Origin of the sequence: Arthrobacter gandavensis (assembly GCF_039528575.1) — a bacterium.
GTDB classification, from domain to species: domain Bacteria; phylum Actinomycetota; class Actinomycetes; order Actinomycetales; family Micrococcaceae; genus Arthrobacter_B; species Arthrobacter_B citreus_B.
In genome coordinates this window covers 750,435-770,835 of the sequence record NZ_BAAALV010000002.1, presented here as the reverse complement: position 1 = coordinate 770,835, position 20,401 = coordinate 750,435, and the positions used below count along the sequence as shown (strand labels likewise).

The 20,401-nt window shown below is 65.8% G+C and carries 15 protein-coding genes; 10 read left to right on the top strand and 5 right to left on the bottom strand.

The window, feature by feature from the left end; all coding sequences use genetic code 11:
* Positions 1–87 precede the first annotated feature (87 nt).
* A complete protein-coding gene (locus ABFX29_RS06850; protein WP_152226029.1) occupies positions 88–324 on the bottom strand; it encodes a DUF3073 domain-containing protein in 237 nt (78 codons plus the stop codon).
* 274 nt (positions 325–598) lie between these two features.
* Here ABFX29_RS06850 and ABFX29_RS06845 point away from each other — a divergent pair, with 274 nt between their 5' ends.
* Positions 599–2,575, top strand: a complete 1,977-nt coding sequence (locus ABFX29_RS06845; protein ID WP_152226028.1) for a septum formation family protein — start codon at positions 599–601, stop codon at positions 2,573–2,575.
* Positions 2,576–2,666: 91 nt separating this feature from the next.
* Here the strand turns inward: ABFX29_RS06845 and clpB are convergent, their stop codons facing one another.
* A complete protein-coding gene (gene clpB / locus ABFX29_RS06840; RefSeq protein ID WP_152226026.1) occupies positions 2,667–5,291 on the bottom strand; it encodes an ATP-dependent chaperone ClpB in 2,625 nt (874 codons plus the stop codon).
* A gap of 211 nt (positions 5,292–5,502) precedes the next feature.
* Entirely contained in the window at positions 5,503–6,105 is a 603-nt protein-coding gene (locus tag ABFX29_RS06835; RefSeq protein ID WP_152226024.1) for an SRPBCC domain-containing protein, read from the bottom strand.
* Positions 6,106–6,428: 323 nt separating this feature from the next.
* Here ABFX29_RS06835 and betT point away from each other — a divergent pair, with 323 nt between their 5' ends.
* The 5 genes from betT (at position 6,429) to ABFX29_RS06810 (ending at position 15,518) form a co-directional block, all read left to right on the top strand.
* A complete protein-coding gene (gene betT, locus ABFX29_RS06830) occupies positions 6,429–8,537 on the top strand; it encodes a choline BCCT transporter BetT (RefSeq protein ID WP_152226022.1) in 2,109 nt (702 codons plus the stop codon).
* Entirely contained in the window at positions 8,534–10,024 is a 1,491-nt protein-coding gene (locus ABFX29_RS06825) for an aldehyde dehydrogenase family protein (RefSeq protein WP_152226020.1), read from the top strand. The genes betT and ABFX29_RS06825 overlap by 4 nt, the downstream gene beginning before the upstream one ends.
* Positions 10,025–10,029: 5 nt before the next feature.
* A complete protein-coding gene (locus ABFX29_RS06820; RefSeq protein WP_152226018.1) occupies positions 10,030–11,643 on the top strand; it encodes a GMC family oxidoreductase in 1,614 nt (537 codons plus the stop codon).
* A 75-nt stretch (positions 11,644–11,718) separates the two neighbouring features.
* A complete protein-coding gene (locus ABFX29_RS06815; RefSeq protein WP_152226016.1) occupies positions 11,719–13,674 on the top strand; it encodes a penicillin-binding transpeptidase domain-containing protein in 1,956 nt (651 codons plus the stop codon).
* A gap of 68 nt (positions 13,675–13,742) precedes the next feature.
* Positions 13,743–15,518: a penicillin-binding transpeptidase domain-containing protein gene (locus ABFX29_RS06810; protein ID WP_152226014.1), complete on the top strand. Its 1,776-nt coding sequence runs from the start codon at positions 13,743–13,745 to the stop codon at positions 15,516–15,518.
* Here the strand turns inward: ABFX29_RS06810 and ABFX29_RS06805 are convergent.
* Entirely contained in the window at positions 15,515–15,958 is a 444-nt protein-coding gene (locus ABFX29_RS06805) for a YccF domain-containing protein (RefSeq protein WP_152226012.1), read from the bottom strand. The two genes, ABFX29_RS06810 and ABFX29_RS06805, sit on opposite strands and share 4 nt — an antisense overlap.
* Positions 15,959–16,040: 82 nt before the next feature.
* Between ABFX29_RS06805 and ABFX29_RS06800 the strand changes: the two genes are divergently transcribed.
* From ABFX29_RS06800 to ABFX29_RS06785, 4 genes are read left to right on the top strand one after another with little or no spacing between them, the layout of a single operon-like run.
* Positions 16,041–16,511 carry a pyridoxamine 5'-phosphate oxidase family protein gene (locus ABFX29_RS06800; RefSeq protein WP_152226010.1) on the top strand — a complete coding sequence of 157 codons (471 nt, stop codon included), beginning with the start codon at positions 16,041–16,043 and terminating at the stop codon, positions 16,509–16,511.
* Positions 16,512–16,513: 2 nt separating this feature from the next.
* Positions 16,514–17,083, top strand: a complete 570-nt coding sequence (locus ABFX29_RS06795) for a HutD/Ves family protein (protein WP_152226008.1) — start codon at positions 16,514–16,516, stop codon at positions 17,081–17,083.
* A gap of 54 nt (positions 17,084–17,137) precedes the next feature.
* Positions 17,138–17,341, top strand: coding sequence for a helix-hairpin-helix domain-containing protein (locus ABFX29_RS06790; protein WP_152226006.1), 204 nt, complete (start codon positions 17,138–17,140; stop codon positions 17,339–17,341).
* A 20-nt stretch (positions 17,342–17,361) separates the two neighbouring features.
* Entirely contained in the window at positions 17,362–18,627 is a 1,266-nt protein-coding gene (locus ABFX29_RS06785; RefSeq protein WP_152226004.1) for a DUF4232 domain-containing protein, read from the top strand.
* Between the two features lie 79 nt (positions 18,628–18,706).
* On the opposite strand, the gene ABFX29_RS06780 is transcribed toward ABFX29_RS06785, so the two are convergent.
* On the bottom strand, positions 18,707–20,308 hold the full coding sequence (locus ABFX29_RS06780) for a DEAD/DEAH box helicase (protein ID WP_152226002.1): 1,602 nt from the start codon (positions 20,306–20,308) through the stop codon (positions 18,707–18,709).
* Between the last annotated feature and the right edge of the window lie 93 nt (positions 20,309–20,401).

Sequence of the window (20,401 nt, the reverse complement as noted above, 5' to 3'; positions counted from 1 at the left end):
CTTTAACGCCTTTCAGCGGATCCACCGTGATGGTGATCCGCTGAAGGAGGGCAATTAGTTTGCCGAAGAATGAAAGTTTGCCGGCATCTAGCCGATGCGGCGGGAACCCTCATCCTCGTCGTCTTCATCGCCAAATTGATCTGCGTACTTATCCTCGTACGCCGAGTAATCCGGCTCGGCCGGTTCCTCGGGATATCGACTCGACGGACGGCTCGAGGGTCCTGACAGCTCACGCTGCAGGGCTGAGTAATCCGTGGCAGGAGTGAAGTACTTCATCTCGCGTGCCTGCTTGGTTGCTTTTGCCTTTTGACGGCCGCGCCCCATGGCGTGACCCCCTTTTTGCGTCGATCCGGAGGTGGTCGCTCGGGCAGGAGAGCGAGGCCCCGGAATATTTGGTCAATTTGTCGTAACTACAGGTTACATGTTTTCCCGCTGGGTTGTGCCCCTCAGGACCCGCAGGCGCACTCAACTTCCTAGTTTAGTCCCTCTCCGCTGCAGGCGCGTACTGCGCCGCGACCTGCAAATTCGCTAAAGTCAGGGAGGAACAGATGCCGCGGGACACTTTTGCGGCCATGGACAGGGAGGACCGGCGTTCACCATGAGCGATCAAAAGAGGACACCGCGGCAGGGAGCACCCCTGCCTGGGAAGTCCCTGCGCCCCTCCGCCCCGGCCGGAAGTACCGCTGTTCCCAAGGGATCCGGCGCCAAGCCGCCGGCACCGAGGACTGCACCCCCAGTCCGGAACAACCCCGCTACAAGGAGCATTCCAGTTATTAAGCCCCAGTCGTCCGCCTCCAACGGGCGCCCCGGCCCCACAGACCCGGCCGGTCGGAGCCCCGGTTCGGCCCAGCCCGCCAAACCGGCCAAACCCGGCAAATCAGGGCGCGGCAAGGGATCCGGCGCCAAACGCCCGGCCGCCGCAAACCAGAGCGGCGTTCCGAAGGGGCTGCTGGGCTCCAAGGGCGGAGCAAAGCGGCCGGCAGTCCGCCCCGGCCCCGGCGCCAAAAAGAACTCCAGCCCGGCGGATGAACCCGCGTCGAACCCGGCTGCCCCTCAGGATGCCCAGGCGCCCACCTCCCCGGAGGCAGGTGCCAATCACTCTGCCGGCACCGGCCAGACTGCGGGAAGCAGCACCCCCTCACCTGCCCGGTCCACGGAAACCAGCGGCGGGACAGTGCCCGCCGAGGCTGCCCTTCCTGACCTGTCCGCCCACACAGACGCCCCTGCATGGCTGTCCCCTGACGGCGCCCATGACGCCGAACTGTGGGACGGAGCCTTCGACGCCGAGTCGCAGGACGCTGCCCAGGTGGAGCCCAGTGTTGTTCCCGCAGAGGACGTTCATCTGGATGAACCGTCGCTGGAGACGCCATCCATCAGCTCCGATGCTGCCGAGGCCGCTTCCCTCCCGGAAACCGCCGCCGAGGTGCGGGCAGTCTCCGAGGAAGCTGCCGAAGCCGGCAAGCAGGCAGGGATCTCTGAGCCTGCACCTGAAGGAACGGAAGTCGCCGTCGAGCCGGGAGCAGGGCTCACCGACCTGGAACCGTCTACCGCGGATGAACCGGCAGGCGAACCCGCAGACGAACGGGCCGCCGATGACGAACCATCAGGCGGTGACGAGGCCGCCGGCAGCGAGACAGCCGAAGTCCCCCAGGAACCGGACGGATCCGGCGACGACGCCGCGGGCACAGATGCCAGCGGCAACGAAGACAACGACCGCGACGACAGCCAAACCGAAGATGAGCCCGCCGGCACAGCGGACAGCGAATCAATGAAGGCCTCCGATGACGGTCAGGAACCGGAAGATCCCGCCGCCGGGAGCGCCGGGTCCGCTACCGCCGGCAAGGACATCCCGCAGGATGACGGACGCCCAGCGGCCAACCCCGCCGGGTCGCCGCAGATCCACACAGCAACGTTCCAGGGCGGCAGCTCCGACGTCGCGGCTCCAGTCACAGACTCGTTCGAATCACTGACGCTGCGCAAAAAAGATCCTGAAGACACCGGCGTCGTGCACACGGTCAACCCCTCCGGCGCAAGTGCCGTCCCCGCCGACTCGCGCCGGGCACGGCGGACCCGTGAAGCCGAGGAAGCAGCGGCACGCGGCAAGGGGCCGAGCAAGACCACCCGCACCCTGGTGCTGCTGGGATCGATCCTTATTGTGGTGCTGCTGGGCATCTGGCTCGCCACGGTCATTGCGGACAGCAACCGGGGTGAGGGTGTCCTGGAAGATTCTGTGTCCCCGGTCGAGCTGGAGTCAGGCGCCTGCCTGAAGGACTTCCAAAGCGTGAATGCCGAGGTCACCGTTGTAACCTGCGAAACCGCACACAACGCCCAGCTGGTCGCGACCTCGTCCTACTCCGATTCCGATACTTTCCCCGGCACTGATGCACTGGCCGCAAAGGCGGAGGAAGTTTGTTCCTCCGTCATCTACACCGATGCAGCCTCGAAGTACACCGACCTGGAACTCAACCGGGCAGTCCCCACACAGAGCTCCTGGAACACCGGTGACCGGCGGGTGGACTGTTTTGTAGTGGCACCAAGCGAAGAGCTGACGGAGTCGCTCATCGTTCAGCCATAAGGCAGCAGCAATAAGGCAGCAAATGAGGGAGGCCCGCGTTGGCGGGCCTCCCTCATTTGCTGCGGTTTACTGCGCTGCCCTCGCTGCAGAACTAGCCGACGGGCGCTGCTGCCTGGACGCTCAGCCCCGGCTCTGCCAGTTCATCGCCCATGACTTCCGGACGGTCAACCAGCACGGTGTCTCCGTCGGATATCCGTCCGGCGAGGATGCCCTTCGCCAGCTTGTCCCCAATCTCGCGCTGCACCAGGCGGCGGAGCGGACGGGCTCCGTAGGCCGGATCGTATCCGGTCAGCGCAAGCCATTCGCGGGCGGCATCGGTGACATCCAGTGTGAGCCGGCGGTCCCGCAGCCGTGCTGCCAACGCCCGGACCTGGAGGTCCACAATCTCCGAAAGCTCTTCCAGGTTCAGCGGATCGAAGAGGATCACGTCGTCCAGTCGGTTCAGGAACTCGGGCTTGAAGTTGGCATTGACCATGGACATCACGGACTCATGCTTCTGCTCCTCGGTAAGACCGGGGTCCACCAGGAACTGCGAGCCCAGGTTGGAGGTGAGGATCAGGATCACGTTCCGGAAGTCCACGGTGCGGCCCTGCCCGTCCGTAAGCCTGCCGTCGTCGAGGACCTGCAGCAGGATGTCGAACACATCCGGGTGCGCCTTTTCCACCTCATCCAGCAGGATCACCGAGTACGGACGCCGCCGGACTGCTTCCGTGAGCTGGCCGCCTTCCTCGTAGCCCACGTATCCCGGAGGGGCACCAACCAGGCGGGAGACCGTGTGCTTCTCTGCATACTCGCTCATATCCAACCGGACCATGGCCCGTTCGTCGTCGAAGATGAACTCGGCGAGGGCCTTGGCCAGCTCGGTCTTTCCGACGCCGGTGGGGCCCAGGAAGAGGAAGGAACCGGTGGGGCGGTCCGGGTCGGCAACCCCGGCACGCGAACGCCGAACCGCGTCCGAGACCGCAGCAACAGCCTTGGTCTGGCCAATCAGCCGCGAACCAATGACGGATTCCATGTCCAGGAGTTTCTGTGATTCGCCCTGCAGCATGCGGCCCGCGGGAATGCCGGTCCAGGACGAGACCACCTCGGCGATGTCGTCCGCGGTGACTTCCTCCGACACCATCAGTTCACGGGCGCCGTCGCCGTACTTGTCCTCCTCGGCTTCCTGCGCGGCGTCGAGCTCCTTCTGCATGGCCGGAATCTCGCCGTAAAGGATGCGGGAGGCTTCCGTGAGGTCGCCGTCGCGCTGTGCCTTCTCTGCCAGGGACCGCAGTTCGTCGATGCGGGCCTTGATATCCCCCACCCGGTTCAGCCCGGCCTTCTCGGCTTCCCAGCGGGCATTCAGGGCGGCAAGCTGCTCCTTCTTGTTTGCCATGTCCTCCCGCAGGATTTCCAGCCGCTCCAGCGATGCCTCGTCTGTTTCGCCGCTGATGGCCAGCTCTTCCATGGTCAGGCGGTCGACGGCGCGGCGCAGTTCATCGATTTCCTCCGGAGCGGAGTCAATCTCCATCCGCAGCCGGGAGGCCGCCTCATCGACCAAGTCGATCGCCTTGTCCGGGAGCTGGCGGCCGGTGATGTAGCGGTTGGACAGATTTGCGGCTGCGACAAGGGCGGAGTCTGCAATGGCAACCTTGTGGTGGGCTTCGTACCGCTCCTTCAGCCCGCGCAGGATGCCGATGGTGTCCGGGACACTTGGTTCTCCGACAAACACCTGCTGGAAACGGCGCTCAAGCGCGGCGTCCTTCTCAATGTTCTCCCGGTATTCGTTCAGGGTGGTGGCGCCGATGAGCCGCAGTTCGCCGCGGGCCAGCATTGGCTTGAGCATGTTGCCGGCATCCATCGACCCTTCAGCGGCACCGGCACCGACGACGGTGTGGAGTTCATCAATGAAGGTGACGATCTGGCCTTCGGAGTTGGAGATTTCCTCAAGGACTGCCTTGAAGCGTTCCTCGAATTCGCCGCGGTATTTGGCACCGGCAACCATGGAGCCAAGGTCGAGCGAAAGCAGCGTCTTGCCGCTGAGGCTCTCCGGGACGTCCCCGGCAACAATGCGCTGGGCGAGGCCCTCAACCACTGCCGTCTTACCCACACCGGGTTCACCGATAAGGACGGGGTTGTTCTTGGTACGCCGGCTCAGGACCTGGATCACGCGGCGGATCTCCGAGTCCCGTCCGATCACGGGATCCAGTTTGCCGGCCCGGGCCATCTCGGTGAGGTCGGTGCTGAACTTCTCCAGCGCCTGCAGGGTATTCTCCGGATCGGCATTGGTCACTTTGCGGTCTCCTCGCACACTGGGAAGGGCTCCGGCCAGGGCATCATGGCCGGCATTGTTGTCCCGCAGGGCCTTGCCGGCGGGACCGTTGTCCACCGAAAGCGCCAGCAGCAGGTGCTCGGTGGATACATAGGCGTCTCCAAGCTGGGCGGCCTCCTGCTGCGCAGTATTGATGACCTGCAGAAGCGGACGCGAAAACTGCGGCTGCTGGACGGACGAGCCGGAGCTTGAGGGAAGGTCGTGGATGGCATTACTGGCGGCGACACTGACCGCGTCGGGGTTGGCACCGGCCGCCTTGAGAAGCGCAACTGCAACACCCTGGCGCTGGTCCATGAGTGCCTTCAGCAGGTGCGCGGGCTCAATCTGGGGATTGCCGGCGGTGGACGCGTTCATGGCTGCGGCCTGGAGCGCTTCCTGGCTCTTGTTGGTGAATTTGGTTTCCACGGCGGGCTCCTTCTCAGGCTCTGGTAAACCGTTCAAGCTCCCGGCGGACGCAAGCTTCACCCCGCTGTTACGGGCTGTGCGGCCCAGGTGCTTCTGTCCGAATACCCCGGCCCGCTTGCTTCATCCAACCGTACTCAACTAACTTGAGTGTACTTCACTCAACCCCGGCTGTAAAGTTTTCCACAGCCAAGAACCGCGCTCTGACCTGCGATTATTCAGGGCTTGGCAACGGTGTGTGCTGCCGCTCAAACTCTTCCCTAACTCGCTCCCATTCCGTATTGCGCGCCTGGTACAACTCCTTTTCCGCTCCTTCCATCTGCGCCCAGCTGGGTGCTGCCGGACCAAGCTCCCGCCCCTGCAAGTACGCATCAAGGCGATCCAGGAAAAACTCCCACCCCGGCCCTGCTGCCCAGGCCGCAAGGTCAGGATCGATTACCGCAAACTTCTTCCGCACCGAGGCATACAGCAGCTCCACCCGAGTGGAACCATCGACATCTGCCAGGTGGAATTCCAGCTCGCCGGGATTGCCGTGCGGCGGCAGCCAGGAGACTGTCAGCATGCGCGGTGCATCACACCTCAGGATGGTTCCGGTGGAGAACCCCTCCATTTCATACTCGCCTCCCCGCCGAAGGTCGCCGCGGGGCTCGGCGAAGTAGGCCCCCACACGGGACGGCTCTGTGAGTGCGCTCCAGACTTCCCCAATGGGCTGTTGCAGATCGCGCCCTATGACCAGCATCCGTGCGTGGCCGGCCTGGATCTGGCGGAGGCCAAAAGACCGTTCGGTTTCAGCTAGCAACACGTCCAACTCGGACATTCCCGCTCCCTTAGCTTGCCGTCATCACGGTCCCAAAGGAGGCTTCCGGATCGATCCAGCGGTCCGGCCGGACTTCCCCGGAACCGGTAAATGTGAGGAGTGCCACGTATTCCGCACCCTCTTTGGAGGTTAGCAGGACAGTGCCTGCCCGGACAGGGCCCAAGGCCGGGTTTCCCCGGCGGAGCCTGCAGCTTCCACGCTGGCAGTGCTGGCGCGGCATTTGAGCCAGGTCACAAAAATCCGCCCGCCATAAGGGTGCTTGCTAGGCTGAATGCCACGACTAAGGGACCTTACTTTTTATTCGCACAGCCTTGAAGGATGTCATGACCAAGACTGCAGAATCCGAAGCGCCGCCCGCGGCCGTGGAGAAAACCCGGACAAACAAGGTTGTTTTTACCGGCTCCGCCGTGGGAATCACGGCCATCGCCCTCTGGGCCATGATCTCCACCGACAGCGCCGAAGAAGTCATCGGAGCCATGGTTGGCTGGGTTTCCACCAACATGGGCTGGTACTACTTCCTCGTTGTCACCATGGTGGTGGTGTTTGTCCTCGTCATAGCCCTCTCCAACATCGGCAGGACCAAACTCGGACCAGACCACTCCAAACCGCAGTTCGGCCTGTTTACCTGGGGAGCCATGCTCTTTGCTGCGGGCATTGGCATCGACCTGATGTTCTTCTCGGTTTCCGAACCGGTCACCCAGTACCTCGCGCCTCCCACCGGTGACGGCTCCACCGCTGAAGCCGCACGCCAGGCACTCGTGTGGACACTGTTCCACTACGGCATCACCGGCTGGGCACTGTACGCGCTTATGGGCCTGGCCCTTGGCTACTTCGCCTACCGCCACAACCTTCCGTTGAGCATCCGTTCGGCGCTCTATCCGATCTTCGGAAAGAAGATCGACGGCCCGCTGGGGCACGGCGTGGACATCGCTGCCCTGCTGGGCACCATCTTCGGCATCGCCACCTCGCTGGGCATCGGCGTCGTTCAGCTCAACTACGGCCTGAGCTTTATGTTCGGGCTGCCCGAGAACCTCACCGTGCAGATCGCCCTGATCGCCCTGTCCGTGCTCATGGCAACCGTCTCGGTTGTCTCCGGCGTCGAAAAGGGCATCCGCAGGCTCTCCGAACTCAACGTCATCCTCGCCCTGGGGCTGATGGTCTTTATCCTCATCGCCGGCAAAACCAGTTTCCTGCTCGACGGGATCGTCCAGAACATCGGCGACGTGCTCAGCCGCTTCCCGGCAATGACCCTGGACACCATGGCCTATGACCGCCCCGATGAATGGCTCTCCGGCTGGACCCTGTTCTTCTGGGCCTGGTGGGTCGCCTGGGCCCCGTTCGTGGGCCTGTTCCTTGCCCGCATCTCCCGCGGCCGCACCATCCGCCAGTTCGTGCTCGGCGTCATGATCGTGCCGTTCGCGTTCATCCTGCTGTGGATCTCCATCTTCGGCAACAGCGCCCTGGAGCTGGTCATGGGCGGCAACGCAGCGTTTGGCGACGTGGCCATGAACCAGCCGGAGCGGGCCTTCTACGGGCTGCTGGAACAGTTCCCCTGGCTGCCGGCCACCGCAGCGATCGCAACCTTCACCGGACTGCTTTTCTACGTGACCTCGGCGGACTCCGGTGCCCTGGTGATGGCCAACTTCACGTCCCACCTCAAGGACGCCGATTCGGATGCCCCGAAGTGGATGCGCGTCTTCTGGGCTGTGATTACCGGCCTGCTGACCCTCGCCATGCTGATGGTTGGCGGTGTGACCACACTGCAGAACGCCACGATCATCATGGGCCTGCCGCTCTCCATCCTGCTGCTGTTCATCATGCTCGGCGTGTACAAGGCGCTGCGGGTGGAGAACTCCCTGGCGGCAAGCTTCCGGGCATCCCTGCCAAGCATGATCGCCGGCCGAAGCCCCGACCCGCGCGGCGGACGTACCTGGCGGCAGCGGCTGACCCGCGCCATGTCCTATCCCGGACGCCGGCAGGCAGCCCGCTTTGTGGAAACCGTGGCCTGCCCTGCCCTCGCCGAAGTCCACGACGAGCTTGAGGCGAAGGGCGCCGAGGTCTCCCTCAGCCAGGCCGAGGCGGGGAACGGCATCCTGACCGCTGACCTGACCGTTGGCCTTGGCGATGAACGCCCCTTCAAGTACCAGGTCTACCCCGTGGAGTATGAGACCCCTTCCTACGCCCTGCGCAGCGCCTCCGCCGAGACGAAGTACTTCCGCATGGAGGTGTTCTCGCTGGAGGGCAGCCACGGCTATGACGTCATGGGCTACACCAAGGACCAGCTCATCACCGACGTCCTGGACCACTACGAACGCCACCTCGAATTCCTGCACCTCAACCGTGAGGCGCCCGGAAACACCGCAATCACCGAAGACCCCGTTGCCAAAGACAACTGGGACGCCGACTTTGTCGGCGGGGAGGAGAAACGATGAGTACGCCCGCAACCCTTTTCATCGATGGAGCCTGGGTGCCCGCATCCGACGGCGGCACCCGTGAAATCCGCAACCCCGCCGACGGCGAGCTGGCCGCCGTCGTCTCCGAGGCCACCGCGCAGGACGCCCGGAAGGCCATTGCCGCAGCCCGGTCCGCGTTCGACCGCGGGGAATGGGCTTCGGTTCCTGCCCCCGAGCGCGGTGACTTCCTGCTCCGCGTCGCCGCGGAGCTGAAGGCCCGCAAGGCCGACTTCGCCCGGGCCGAGACGCTGGACACCGGCAAGCGGCTGGTCGAGAGCGAAATCGACATGGACGACATCGCTGCGTGCTTCACCTACTTTGGGAAGATCGCGGGCCAAAATGCCGGCCGGATCGTGGATGCGGGGAACCCCGACGTCGTCTCCCGCATTGAGTACGAGCCGGTTGGCGTGTGCGGGCTGATCGCCCCCTGGAACTACCCGCTGCTGCAGGCGGCCTGGAAGATCGCCCCGGCCCTGGCCGCCGGCTGCACTTTTGTGCTCAAGCCATCGGAGCTCACGCCGTCCACGTCCATCCTGATGATGAAGGTCCTCGAGGACCTGGGCCTGCCGCGCGGCACGGCCAACCTGGTGCTCGGCGCCGGTGCCGTGGCGGGTGCGCCGCTGGCGGAATCACCCGACGTGGACCTGGTTTCCTTCACCGGCGGCGTTGCAACCGGCAAGACGATCGCCGCGGCTGCGGCTGGAACGGTCAAGAAGGTCGCGCTTGAACTCGGCGGAAAGAACCCCAACGTTGTCTTCGCCGACGCCGACTTCGACGCCGCACTGGACAACGCCCTGAACGCCGCCTTCGTGCACTCCGGACAGGTCTGCTCCGCGGGTGCCCGGCTGATCGTCGAAGAGCCGATTGCCGAGCGCTTCACCGCCGAACTGGTCCGCCGCGCCGAGCAGATCCGCATGGGCGGGCCGTTCGATGAAAATGCCGAGACCGGGCCGCTGATCTCCGAGGCGCACCGGGACAAGGTCACCGCCTACGTAAAGAAGGCCCAGGAAGAAGGCGCACGGGTACGCTGCGGCGGAACCTGGGGCACAGGCGAGCTGGAAAAGGGCTACTACTATGCCCCCACCGTGCTGGACAACGTGAAGCGCGGCAGCTCGGCACTGCTGGATGAAGCCTTTGGCCCGGTGGTCACGGTTGAGACCTTCAACGGCGAAGACGAAGCCGTTGCCCTGGCCAATGACACCTCCTACGGCCTGGCCGGTGCCGTCTGGTCCGCCGACGCCGGCAAAACCCAGCGCGTTGCCCGCCGGCTGCGCCACGGCACCGTCTGGATCAACGACTTCCACCCCTACCTGCCGCAGGCGGAATGGGGAGGCTTCGGCATCTCCGGCGTCGGCCGGGAACTCGGCCCCACTGGCCTCGGTGAGTACCAGGAAGCCAAGCACATTTACCAGAACATCAATCCCCAGGTGACCGGCTGGTTCACCGACCACGGAAAGGTCAACTAAGTTCCATGACTGATCTGCAGAAAACCGAGTTCGATTACATCGTCATCGGCGGAGGCTCCGCCGGGGCGGCCGTCGCCTCCCGGCTCAGCGAGGACCCCTCCATCGACGTCGCGCTGGTGGAAGCCGGACCGGATGACCGCGGGCTGGATGAAATCCTCCAGCTGGACCGCTGGATGGAACTGCTGGAATCCGGGTACGACTGGGACTACCCGATCGAGCCGCAGGAGAACGGCAACTCCTTTATGCGCCACGCCCGCGCCAAGGTCATGGGCGGCTGCTCCAGCCACAACTCCTGCATCGCTTTCTGGGCCCCGCGCGAGGACATTGACGAATGGGAAACAAAGTTCGGCGCCGAAGGCTGGAACTCGGACATGGCGTTCCGCCTGTTCAAGCAGCTGGAAAAGAACGAGGACGCCGGCCCTGACGCTCCGCACCACGGGGACAGCGGCCCCGTTCACCTGATGAACATTCCGCCGAGTGACCCCTGCGGTGTGGCGCTGCTGGATGCCTGCGAGCAGGCCGGCATTCCCCGTGTGAAGTTCAATACCGGTGAAACCGTCATCAACGGCGCGAACTTCTTCCAGATCAACCGCCGCGCGGACGGAACCCGTTCGTCGTCGTCGGTCTCCTACATCCACCCGGTCATGGACCGGCCCAACTTCACCCTGCTGACCGGGCTGCGCGCCCGCGAACTGACGTTCGACGCGGATCACCGCTGCACCGGCGTGGACGTGGTGGACGGGCAGTTTGCCCGCACCCACGCGCTCACTGCGCGCACCGAGGTGATCCTCTCCGCCGGTGCGATCGATTCCCCCAAGCTGCTGATGCTTTCAGGCATCGGCCCCGCTGCGCACCTGGCCGAGCATGGGATCGAAGTGCGCGTTGACTCCCCCGGTGTCGGCGAAAACCTGCAGGACCACCCCGAAGGCGTCATCCAGTGGGAGGCCAAGCAGCCCATGCCCGAGTCCTCCACGCAGTGGTGGGAAATCGGCATCTTCACGCCCACCGAAGATGGCCTGGACCGGCCGGACCTGATGTTCCACTACGGGTCGGTGCCCTTCGACATGCATACCCTGCGCCAGGGCTACCCCACCACGGAGAACGGCTTCTGCCTGACTCCAAACGTCACCCACGCCCGGTCCCGGGGCACCGTGCGGCTGCGCAGCCGGGACTTCCGTGACAAGCCCATGGTGGACCCGCGGTACTTCACCGACCCGCATGACATGCGCGTGATGGTCTACGGGATCAGGAAGGCCCGCGAGATCGTTGCCTCGCCGGCCATGGCCGACTGGGCGGGCCGGGAACTCTATCCCGGGCAGGATGTCCAAACCGACGAAGAAATCACTGAGTACATCAAGAAGACCCACAACACGGTCTACCACCCGGCCGGCACCGTCCGGATGGGAGCGTCCGACGACGCGTCGTCGCCGCTGGATCCGCAGCTGCGGGTCAAGGGCGTCACCGGTCTCCGAGTGGCGGACGCTTCAGTGATGCCGGAGCTGACAACGGTGAACCCGAACATCACCACCATGATGATCGGCGAGCGCTGCGCTGAACTGGTCCGCGAAGCCCGCACCGGATCTGTTTCAGCTGCGCCTGCCGGCGTCGCCGCTATCTAGCGGTCCGGGCCCGAAGCGGACACGGGCGCAGGGTGCCTGTGTCCGCTTTTTTGGCTGCGCCGGTACTCTATGCGGATGGGGAAAAACCGCTGGCTTGCTTCCGTTCTGTCCGTCGCCGTCCTGGGGCTGACGCTAACTGCCTGCTCCTCGGAGGAGGGTCCCACCCCGGAAGAAGCAGCGAAAACGCTCGCGGAGGGCCTGGCGGAACTGGACGTTTCAGACAGCGTGTTCCTGGAATCCACCGCCGACGAAGCCAATACCCGGCTCGCGGATTGGACCGCGGGAATGGCCCCGCTGAAGCCTTCGGTCAGCGTGGCCTCGGTGGAAGAAACCGGCGACGGCGAGGCAGTTGCCACCCTGAACTATGTCTGGGACGTCAACGCCACGGACAATGACTACCGCTACGACACCACCGTGGCCCTGCAGCGCGGTGACGGCGATGAGTGGCAGGTCCGGCTCACCTCCACTGCGGTCCATCCGGATCTTGCGCCGGAAGACCACCTGGTCCGGGAGGTGTCCCCGGCTCCGCGAGGAAACATCCTCGGGGCCGGCGGCCAGGTGCTGGTCACTGAACGGCCCGTGTGGCGGGTGGGGATCGACAAGACCCGGATCCCGGAAGAGGAACTTGAAGCCTCCGCCGCCGCGCTGGCCGCCTTCCTGGAACTGGACCCGGCTCCGTTCACCGAGCAGGTCCTCGCAGCCGGACCGGAGGCCTTCGTGGAAGCCATTACGCTCCGCCAGGACTCAGTCAGCCCTCCGCCGGTATTCCAGTCCGAAGTCGCGGCGATACCAGGTGCCGCTGCCCTGAATTCCACACTGTCCCTAGCCCCCACCCGCACTTTCGCCCGAGCCCTGCTCGGTTCCGCCGGGGAGGCCACTGCGGAGCTGATTGAGAACTCCGACGGCGCCCTCTCCCCCGGTGACGTCACGGGCCTGTCAGGACTGCAGCGTGAATACGACGACGTGCTGCGCGGCTCGGATCCGGTGACCGTCGTGACCGCCACTGCCGATGACGTACGCTCCGCTCCCCTGTTCCAGGACCCGGGCAGCACGGGCGAGCTGCACACGACCCTGGACCCCGCGATCCAGGCCCTGGCCGAATCCGTGCTGGAAGACGAGCCATCCGCCTCCGCGCTGGTGGCTATCCAGCCCTCCACAGGCAACGTCCTCGCCGTAGCCAACGGACCCGGCAGCCAGGGCCAGCAGACCGCCCTGCTGGGACAGTACGCCCCGGGTTCCACGTTCAAGCTGGCTACCACCCTGGCGATGCTCCGCTCCGGGGAAACCTCCCAGGCCACGGTCTCCTGTCCCGCTGAGCTGAACGTGGACGGACGGAAGTTCAATAACGCCAGCACCTATCCCGCCCAGTTCCTGGGCGAGATCCCCCTAATCCAAGCCTTTGCCCAGTCCTGTAATACGGCGTTCATCAATGCCCGCGGGGAGGTTTCGCAGGCTTCCCTCTCCGAGGCGGCCCGGAGCCTGGGCATTGGAGTTGATTCCCCGATCGGGACGGGCGCCTACTTTGGTTCAGTCCCGGACAGTGCGGAAGGCACCGCGCACGCTGCCTCGATGATCGGGCAGGGACAGGTGCTCGTCTCTCCGTTCGCGCTGGCCGTAGCGGCTGCCTCCATCGGCAACGGCAGCCTGGTCTCCCCGGTGCTGGTTCAGCAGCCGCCGGCACCTGGGTCCTCTTCGCCCTCGGCCTCCGCTTCACCTTCCGCGACGCCGTCAGCGGAAGGCGGAACTCCGCTGACGGCGCAGGAAGCAGCTGCACTGAGGGAGATGATGCGCGCAGTGGTGACCGACGGCGGCGTGCAGCTCCTGGGTTCCGTGCCGGGAGAGCCCGTCATCGCCAAGACCGGAACGGCTGAATTCGGCAGCGACGTTCCGCCGCGCACCCACGCCTGGGTCGTGGCGCTGCAGGGCGACCTCGCCGTCGCGCTGTTCATCGAAGAAGGCGAACTGGGCTCCACCTCCGGCGGACCGGTCATGAAGGCGTTCCTGGACGGCATGGCCGGAACCGGCCAATAAGCTCTCCGGGGCCATCACTTCGGGGCAGTCCTGTCCCTTTTTTCCCGGCACGCGGCTAGCCTTCCGGCATGGGGAAGAACCGCTGGCTGGCCGCCATCCTTGCCGCTTCATTCTTTGGCCTGACCCTGGCCGGATGCTCTCCTGAAGAACGCCCGGGACCGGAGGGATCTGCGGCATCGCTGGCCGAGGGACTCTCCCGCCTGGACGTCACCGGAAACGAGTTTGCCGGGTCAACCGTCGAAGCGGTGAACGGCATGCTGGCCTACGAGGTTTCCGGCATGAACACCAAACCGACCGTCACCGTCTCGGAGATCGAAGAAGTCTCCGCCAATGAAGCAGTGGCCACCCTGAAGTACATGTGGGACGTCAATGCTTCCCCCCGGGACTACAGCTATGAGACCACCGTGACGCTGGAACGGAGCCGGGACAGCAACTGGCAGACCCGTTTCCGTTCCACGACCGTTCACCCGGACCTGCTGCCGGGCCAGCGGATGGTCCGCGACGCCAGCCCGCCGCCCCGGGCCGATGTGCTGGGCGCAGGCGGGTCCGTACTCATGCGTCACTGGCCGGTTTGGCGCGTGGGCCTGGACAAGTCGGTACTGGGCGGGCAGGAGTACGCCACCTCTGTCTTCTACCTTTCCCTCTACCTGAACCTGGATGCGGAGGCACTGGCGGCGAAGGTCCAGGCGGCCGGGCCGGACGCATTCGTCGAAGCCGTCACGGTGCGCCAGGACACGGTGCCGCCGGCGTTCGAGTCGGACATCGCCACCATTCCCGGTGCCGCTGCCCTGGCGGACAGACTGGTCCTGGGACCCAGCCCCGGTTTCGCGGCGAACCTGCTGGGGGCCGTAGGGCCGGCCAGCGCCGAAACAGCCGACACCGGGCCGATGGCGCCCGGGGACCTGACCGGCCTTTCGGGCCTGCAGCTTGAATACGATGCGCAGCTCCGGGGCGCCGACGCCGTGAGCATACGGATCCTGGGCGCGGACAACGTGCCATCCGAGCCGCTCTTCGAAGCACCCGCTGAGCCCGGAACGCCGCTGCAGACCACACTGGACCTGACGGTACAGGCCAAGGCCGACGCCGTTCTCGCGGCTGCACCGGGCGCTGCACTGGTTGCCGTCCAGCCCTCCACCGGCAATGTCCTGGCCGTAGCCAACGGCCCCGCAACGGAAGGGGCACAGACCGCTCTGCTGGGCGAGTATTCCCTGGGCACCGGCTTCCAGCCCGTCACTGCACTGGCCCGCCTGCGTGCCGGAAGCGCGGAGGTGCCCGACGACGCGGCGCTGGCCGCTGCCGCAGAAGCCCTGGGTCTGGGCGTCGGCTCCAGTCTGGGAACGCAGGCTTTCTACGGGGCAGTGCCGGACAGCTCCGACGGAACACGGCAGGCCGGCTCCGTGAACGCCGGAGGCCAGGTCGTAGCTTCGCCCCTCGCAGCTGCGGTTGCTGCGGCAACCGTGGCCAGGGGGGAACGGGTTTCACCGGTCCTGGTCCTCAGCCCGGCGGCACCCGGCGGCAGCGGAGCGGACACGGCCCAGGACCCGCCGTCGTCCGGCGCAGACGGCCCACCGGCAATCAGCCCGGAAGAAGCCGAATCGCTGCGCAGCGCGCTGCGCGCCAACGTTGCCGGGGGAAGCGCCGGGGAAGCGCTTGGAGCTCTGGAGTCAGTTGCCGGCAAACCGGTGCTGGCAGCGGAAGGAACCGCCGGAACGGGCGGAGAGAAGGCTGATCACGGCTGGGTGACGGCGATCCAGGGTGACCTTGCCGTAGCGGTGTTCGTCCAGGGCAGCAGTGCGGACTCGGCAGCTGTGGCGGCAGCCTTCCTGGAGAGCCTTGGGGGCTAGCGGTAGTACGGACCCGGGTACGTGCCGTAGGGAGCGTTGCGGCTGTAGGGCACCAGTCCGGAACCGGACGTCGGCACGATCCGCTTGCCCAGGGGCGTGAGGGAAATGGGGATCATCTTCAGGTTTGCGATGCCCAGCGGGATGCCGATGATGCTCAGGAACATCGGGATGGCCGTAGCGACGTGCCCAAAGGCGATCCAGATGCCGGCAAAGATTACCCAGATCACGTTTCCCACGGTGGCGAGCACGCCGGTTCCCCGGCCGCTGTCCACCACCGTACGACCGAAGGGCCAGAGGGCGTAGGAGGCGATCCTGAAGGACGCTATGCCGAACGGGATGGTCACGATCAGCAGGCAGCAGACGATTCCGGCCAGTACATAGCCCAAGGCCAGCCAGATACCGCCGAACAGGAGCCAGATGACGTTCAGGATTGCCTTCATGGACCCATTGTTCTCCATTTGGCCTGCGGAGTCACGGGCAGCTGCTTACCGGCTGTGCTCCCCTTATGCCTAGACTGGGGACATGCCGCCAACCAATGATGCAGGTGTACCCGTCGAACTCGGATCCAGCGACTGCTGGGACTACATCCGCCAAGCGTCCGTGGGGCGGCTGGCCGTGGTGGTCCAGGGACATCCCGAAATCTTCCCCATCAACTTCGCCGTGGACCACGGAACCCTGGTTTTCCGCACTGCTGAAGGCACCAAGCTCGCCGCAGCACTGAACGGGTCTGCAGTGGCATTCGAAGTCGACGGTTACGACGACCGCCTGGGCTACGCGTGGAGCGTTGTTGCCAAAGGCACGGCGTCCCGGCTCGAGTCCATCGAAGATGTCCTGGACTCCGCTGACCTGGAGCTCTTCCCCTGGCAGGCCGGGGAAAAGAACCACTTCATCCGGATTGTGCCGGCCGAGACTACCGGCCGCCGCTTCCTGATCAGCAACGCAGCACGGCGGCATGTCCTTGAAGCCCGCCGCCGCCAGGCGCTGATCGAGTAGGCATGACGGTTTCCCTGGTGCGGTTCGCATCCCTTCCGTCGCGTCCCTGGGGGTCGAATTCCGGCCGGGCCAAGGACCTGGCATCCGGACCGTTAGATTCAACCGGCAGCCCCGCGTGGCGCCTGTCCGCTGCAACCGTTGAGAAGTCCGGACCATTCACCCTGTTCCCGGGCGCGGACCGGATCACCGTTCCGGTGGAGGGGGAACTGCTGCTCCTGAATGTTGACGGTACGGAGCATGCCATGGAGCGGCTTCGGCCCCTGCGCTATCCCGGCGACGTTCCCGTCCAGGCGTCCCTGCCCACCGGCGAAGTCACGGTGCTGAACACCCTCGTGAACAGGGACGGCTACGGCGCCGCGGTGATGGTGGTGGAACTGTCCAAGAAGATTTCTCCGTCCCTCGGACCGGACCAGTTCCTGGTCCTGCTGCAGGGATCGGCCAGGGCGGTGTTCGACGGCGGAGACGTCACCGAGGAGCTCGAAATGCTGGACACCGTGGCCGGCGGAGCGGAACAGCCGCAGGTGCTCGGCCGTGGCTTTGCCGCCGTCGTCAGTTTCTATCCCGTGGACTGAGCGCGGAATCCGGCAGGCCTGGGCCGCTGCGCCCCGGATGCCTAGCATCGAGGCATGAGCACATCACCCACGTCGTTGAACGAGCTGCCCAGGATCGGCGCCCCTGCCACACGCGGGCTGGGAACAGCGGGTTTCACCACCCTCCGGCAGCTTGCCGGAGTGCCGCGCGGCGATCTGGCCCAGCTTCACGGCGTGGGTCCGAAAGCCTTGGACATCATTGAAGCGGCGCTGAACGAGCACGGGCTCAGCCTTGCCTAGCCCCGTGTACACTTCGGCAGATGGTGAACCTTGGGGGCGGCGAAACCGGCGAACCGCCCGGGGATGAGGACGGCTCCCGGGACATCGCAGCGGACACCAGCCGGGCACGGCAAACCAGGCTGCTGGCCGCGGCCCTGACCGGAGCTCTGTGGGTGGCGAGCGGAGCAGTAGCTTCTGCCCTTGCTGCCCTCCCGCAGACACCTGGACTTGCCTGGGTTGTCATTCCGCGGACTGTCCAGCTCAGTTTTGATGCCGGAGAATCCGGTCCGCCGCCGGCAGACCAGTGGGCGGCCGCCCTGTCCGGAGCAGTCCTGGTGTCTGCTCTGACCGTGATGCTGCTGCATCGGCTGGCCCAGCGCAGGACGGGGACGTGGCTTTCCCCGTTTCAGGCCGCGTGGGTGTGCGTCATTTTCGCTTCCGCGGCAGGTTCCGTTTTCCTGGGCCTGCGCGGCCTCCTGCTCGGCTGGCCGCCGGAGCAGCCCGAATTCCTCGCCGGTTCCCTGGTTCCGCCCGTGGTGGCTGGAACCTGCTGGGGTTTCCTGTGGGGATGGCTGCCTGCGTTGGCCGCAGCCCGCAATGCCGGGCCGGGAACCGTCCCCGCCCCGTCCGGCACCGGGCTTCGCATCACAGGCCGGTTCTTCGTTCCCCTGGCAGCTGCCGTGCTGGCAGGTGCTGCAGCACTGGCCCTCCTGGCGTCATCGCAGCCCGGCCGCCCTTTGGAAGAGCGGCAGTATGTACCGGAGGCCGCAGCGCCGCCCGCGCCGGAATCCGTTCCGGCGCCGGTCCCCGTAGTGATCGGTGCCCCGGAGTTCGGCCACGCCTTTGAAGAGCCCGACCCCGCGTGGTGCACCGGAGACGAAGTTCGGATGGACATAGACGGCTTCGATGCTGGGCTGGGGAGCAGGGTTGCCCGCATCACACTGGAAGTGACCGGCGGCCGCAGCTGTGTTGTGCACGCTTATCCTGACCTGGACTTCAACCGGACCGATGGATGGGTCATGGACATCACTGCTGTTCACGGCGGGTCCATGATGACCACGGATACGGACCAGGCTCCGTTCACCCTTGAGCCCGGCCAGTTCGCCGAAGCGGGCATCGGCTGGCGCGCCACGGCCGGGGCCGGGATGAGCAGGGTGGCCACGCTGCTGGTGGCCCCTTATTCCGGAACCCTCCGCCAGAGCCTGGAAGTGGACTTTGACCTGACGGAACCAGGCTTCCTGACGGTTACTTCCTGGACTCCCGCCGACCCTGACGCACCACCGCCCGGAAGCCTGCCCATGCCCTGACCTTGGGTCACCTCGACCCAACAAGAAAGGCCCTGCACCGGATAACGGGTGCAGGGCCTTTCTTTCTTATGCGCTGTGGTTAGCGGCCGCGGCGTTCGTTCGATGCCGGGGCGGTTGCGCGGCGGGGGCCGGAGGAGCGTGCCGGGCGGCCGCTGCCTGCCGGAGCAGCTGCACGGGTTCCGCCGGAGCGGTGCGTTCCGGAAGCTGCCACGTCGCCGGCGCGCTGGCCGGTGGCGGGTCGGCGGTTGCGGCCCTGCGAAGTGGCGGCTGCGGCGGCGCCGCGGCGGCCTTCGGGGCTGCGCTGGGCGCGGGGCGACTCGGAGGCAGCAGTGCGCTCGGCGGAAACGCGTCCGCGGCCGCCTGCACCGCCGCGGCCGCCTGCGCGGGTACCGGTGCCGGAACCTGAACGGGCTGCGCGCTTGCGCTGGGCGTTGGCGCCGGTGGAACGGCCTGCACCCTGCTGCGGGGACTTCGCTGCGAGCTGCGCTGCACGGACGTGCGGCTCCACCACAGCTGCGCGCTCACCGATGAGCTTGGCGATGGACGGGGAGTTGTGGGAGACCTTCTCGATCGAGACGTCGACGCCGGCAGCCTTCATCAGCTTGGACACCTCGCCCTTCTGCTCGGGCAGGGTCACCGTGACAACGGTTCCGTCCGAGCCGGCACGTGCCGTACGTCCGGAGCGGTGCAGGTATGCCTTGTGCTCCGTGGGCGGATCGATGTGGACAACCAGCTCGACGTCGTTCACGTGGACGCCGCGGGCGGCGACGTCGGTGGCGACCAGGACGCGGACGTCGCCTGAGGCGAACTCCGCCAGGTTCCGGTCGCGGGCGTTCTGCGAGAGGTTGCCGTGCAGGTCAACCGTCGGAATGCCGCTGTCCGTGAGGAACTTCGCCATCTTGCGGGCGTGGTGCTTGGTGCGCATGAACATGATGCGGCGGCCCTGGCCGGAGGCCAGTTCCTTGACCAGCAGCTTCTTGGCGGTCTGGTCCTGGACCAGGAGCACGTGGTGTTCCATGGTGGACACTGCAGCCTGCGGCTCGTCAACGGAGTGGGTCAGCGGGTTGGAAAGGTAGCGGCGGACCAGCTTGTCCACGCCGTTGTCCAGTGTGGCGGAGAAGAGCATGCGCTGGCCCTTTTCCGGCGTACGGTCCAGCAGTCGCTGCACAACCGGGAGGAAGCCGAGGTCGGCCATGTGATCGGCCTCGTCAAGGACGGTGATTTCAACGGACTCCAGGCTGATGACCTTCTGCTTCATCAGGTCCTCGAGGCGGCCGGGGCAGGCAATGACAATGTCGACGCCGGCGCCGAGCGCCTTTTCCTGGCGCTGCTGCGAAACGCCGCCGTAGATCACGGTGGTGTTCAGGCCCAGCTCGGCAGCGAGCGGCTCGATCACATTGTTGATCTGCGTCGCCAGTTCACGGGTCGGTGCCAGCACCAGGCCCAGCGGGCGGTTCGGCCGGCGGCGGTAGGCGGCTTCAGCCTCAGCCAGCCGGGTGACCAGCGGCAGGGAGAAAGCGAGGGTCTTGCCGGAGCCGGTGCGTCCGCGGCCCAGTACATCCCGGCCCTTGAGGGTGTCAGGAAGGGTTTCCACCTGGATGGGGAACGGCTCTGCGATTCCCTGGGCGGAGAGGTTTGAAACAAGTGCCTTGGGTACGCCAAGGGCAGCAAAAGTGGTCATGAAAAGACAGGCAACTTTCGGTAAGTGGCCCCCTATGCCGTGTGGCGCAGAGGGTTCGCCGAAGAAAAGTCAGACAGTGTCCACCGCCCCGTG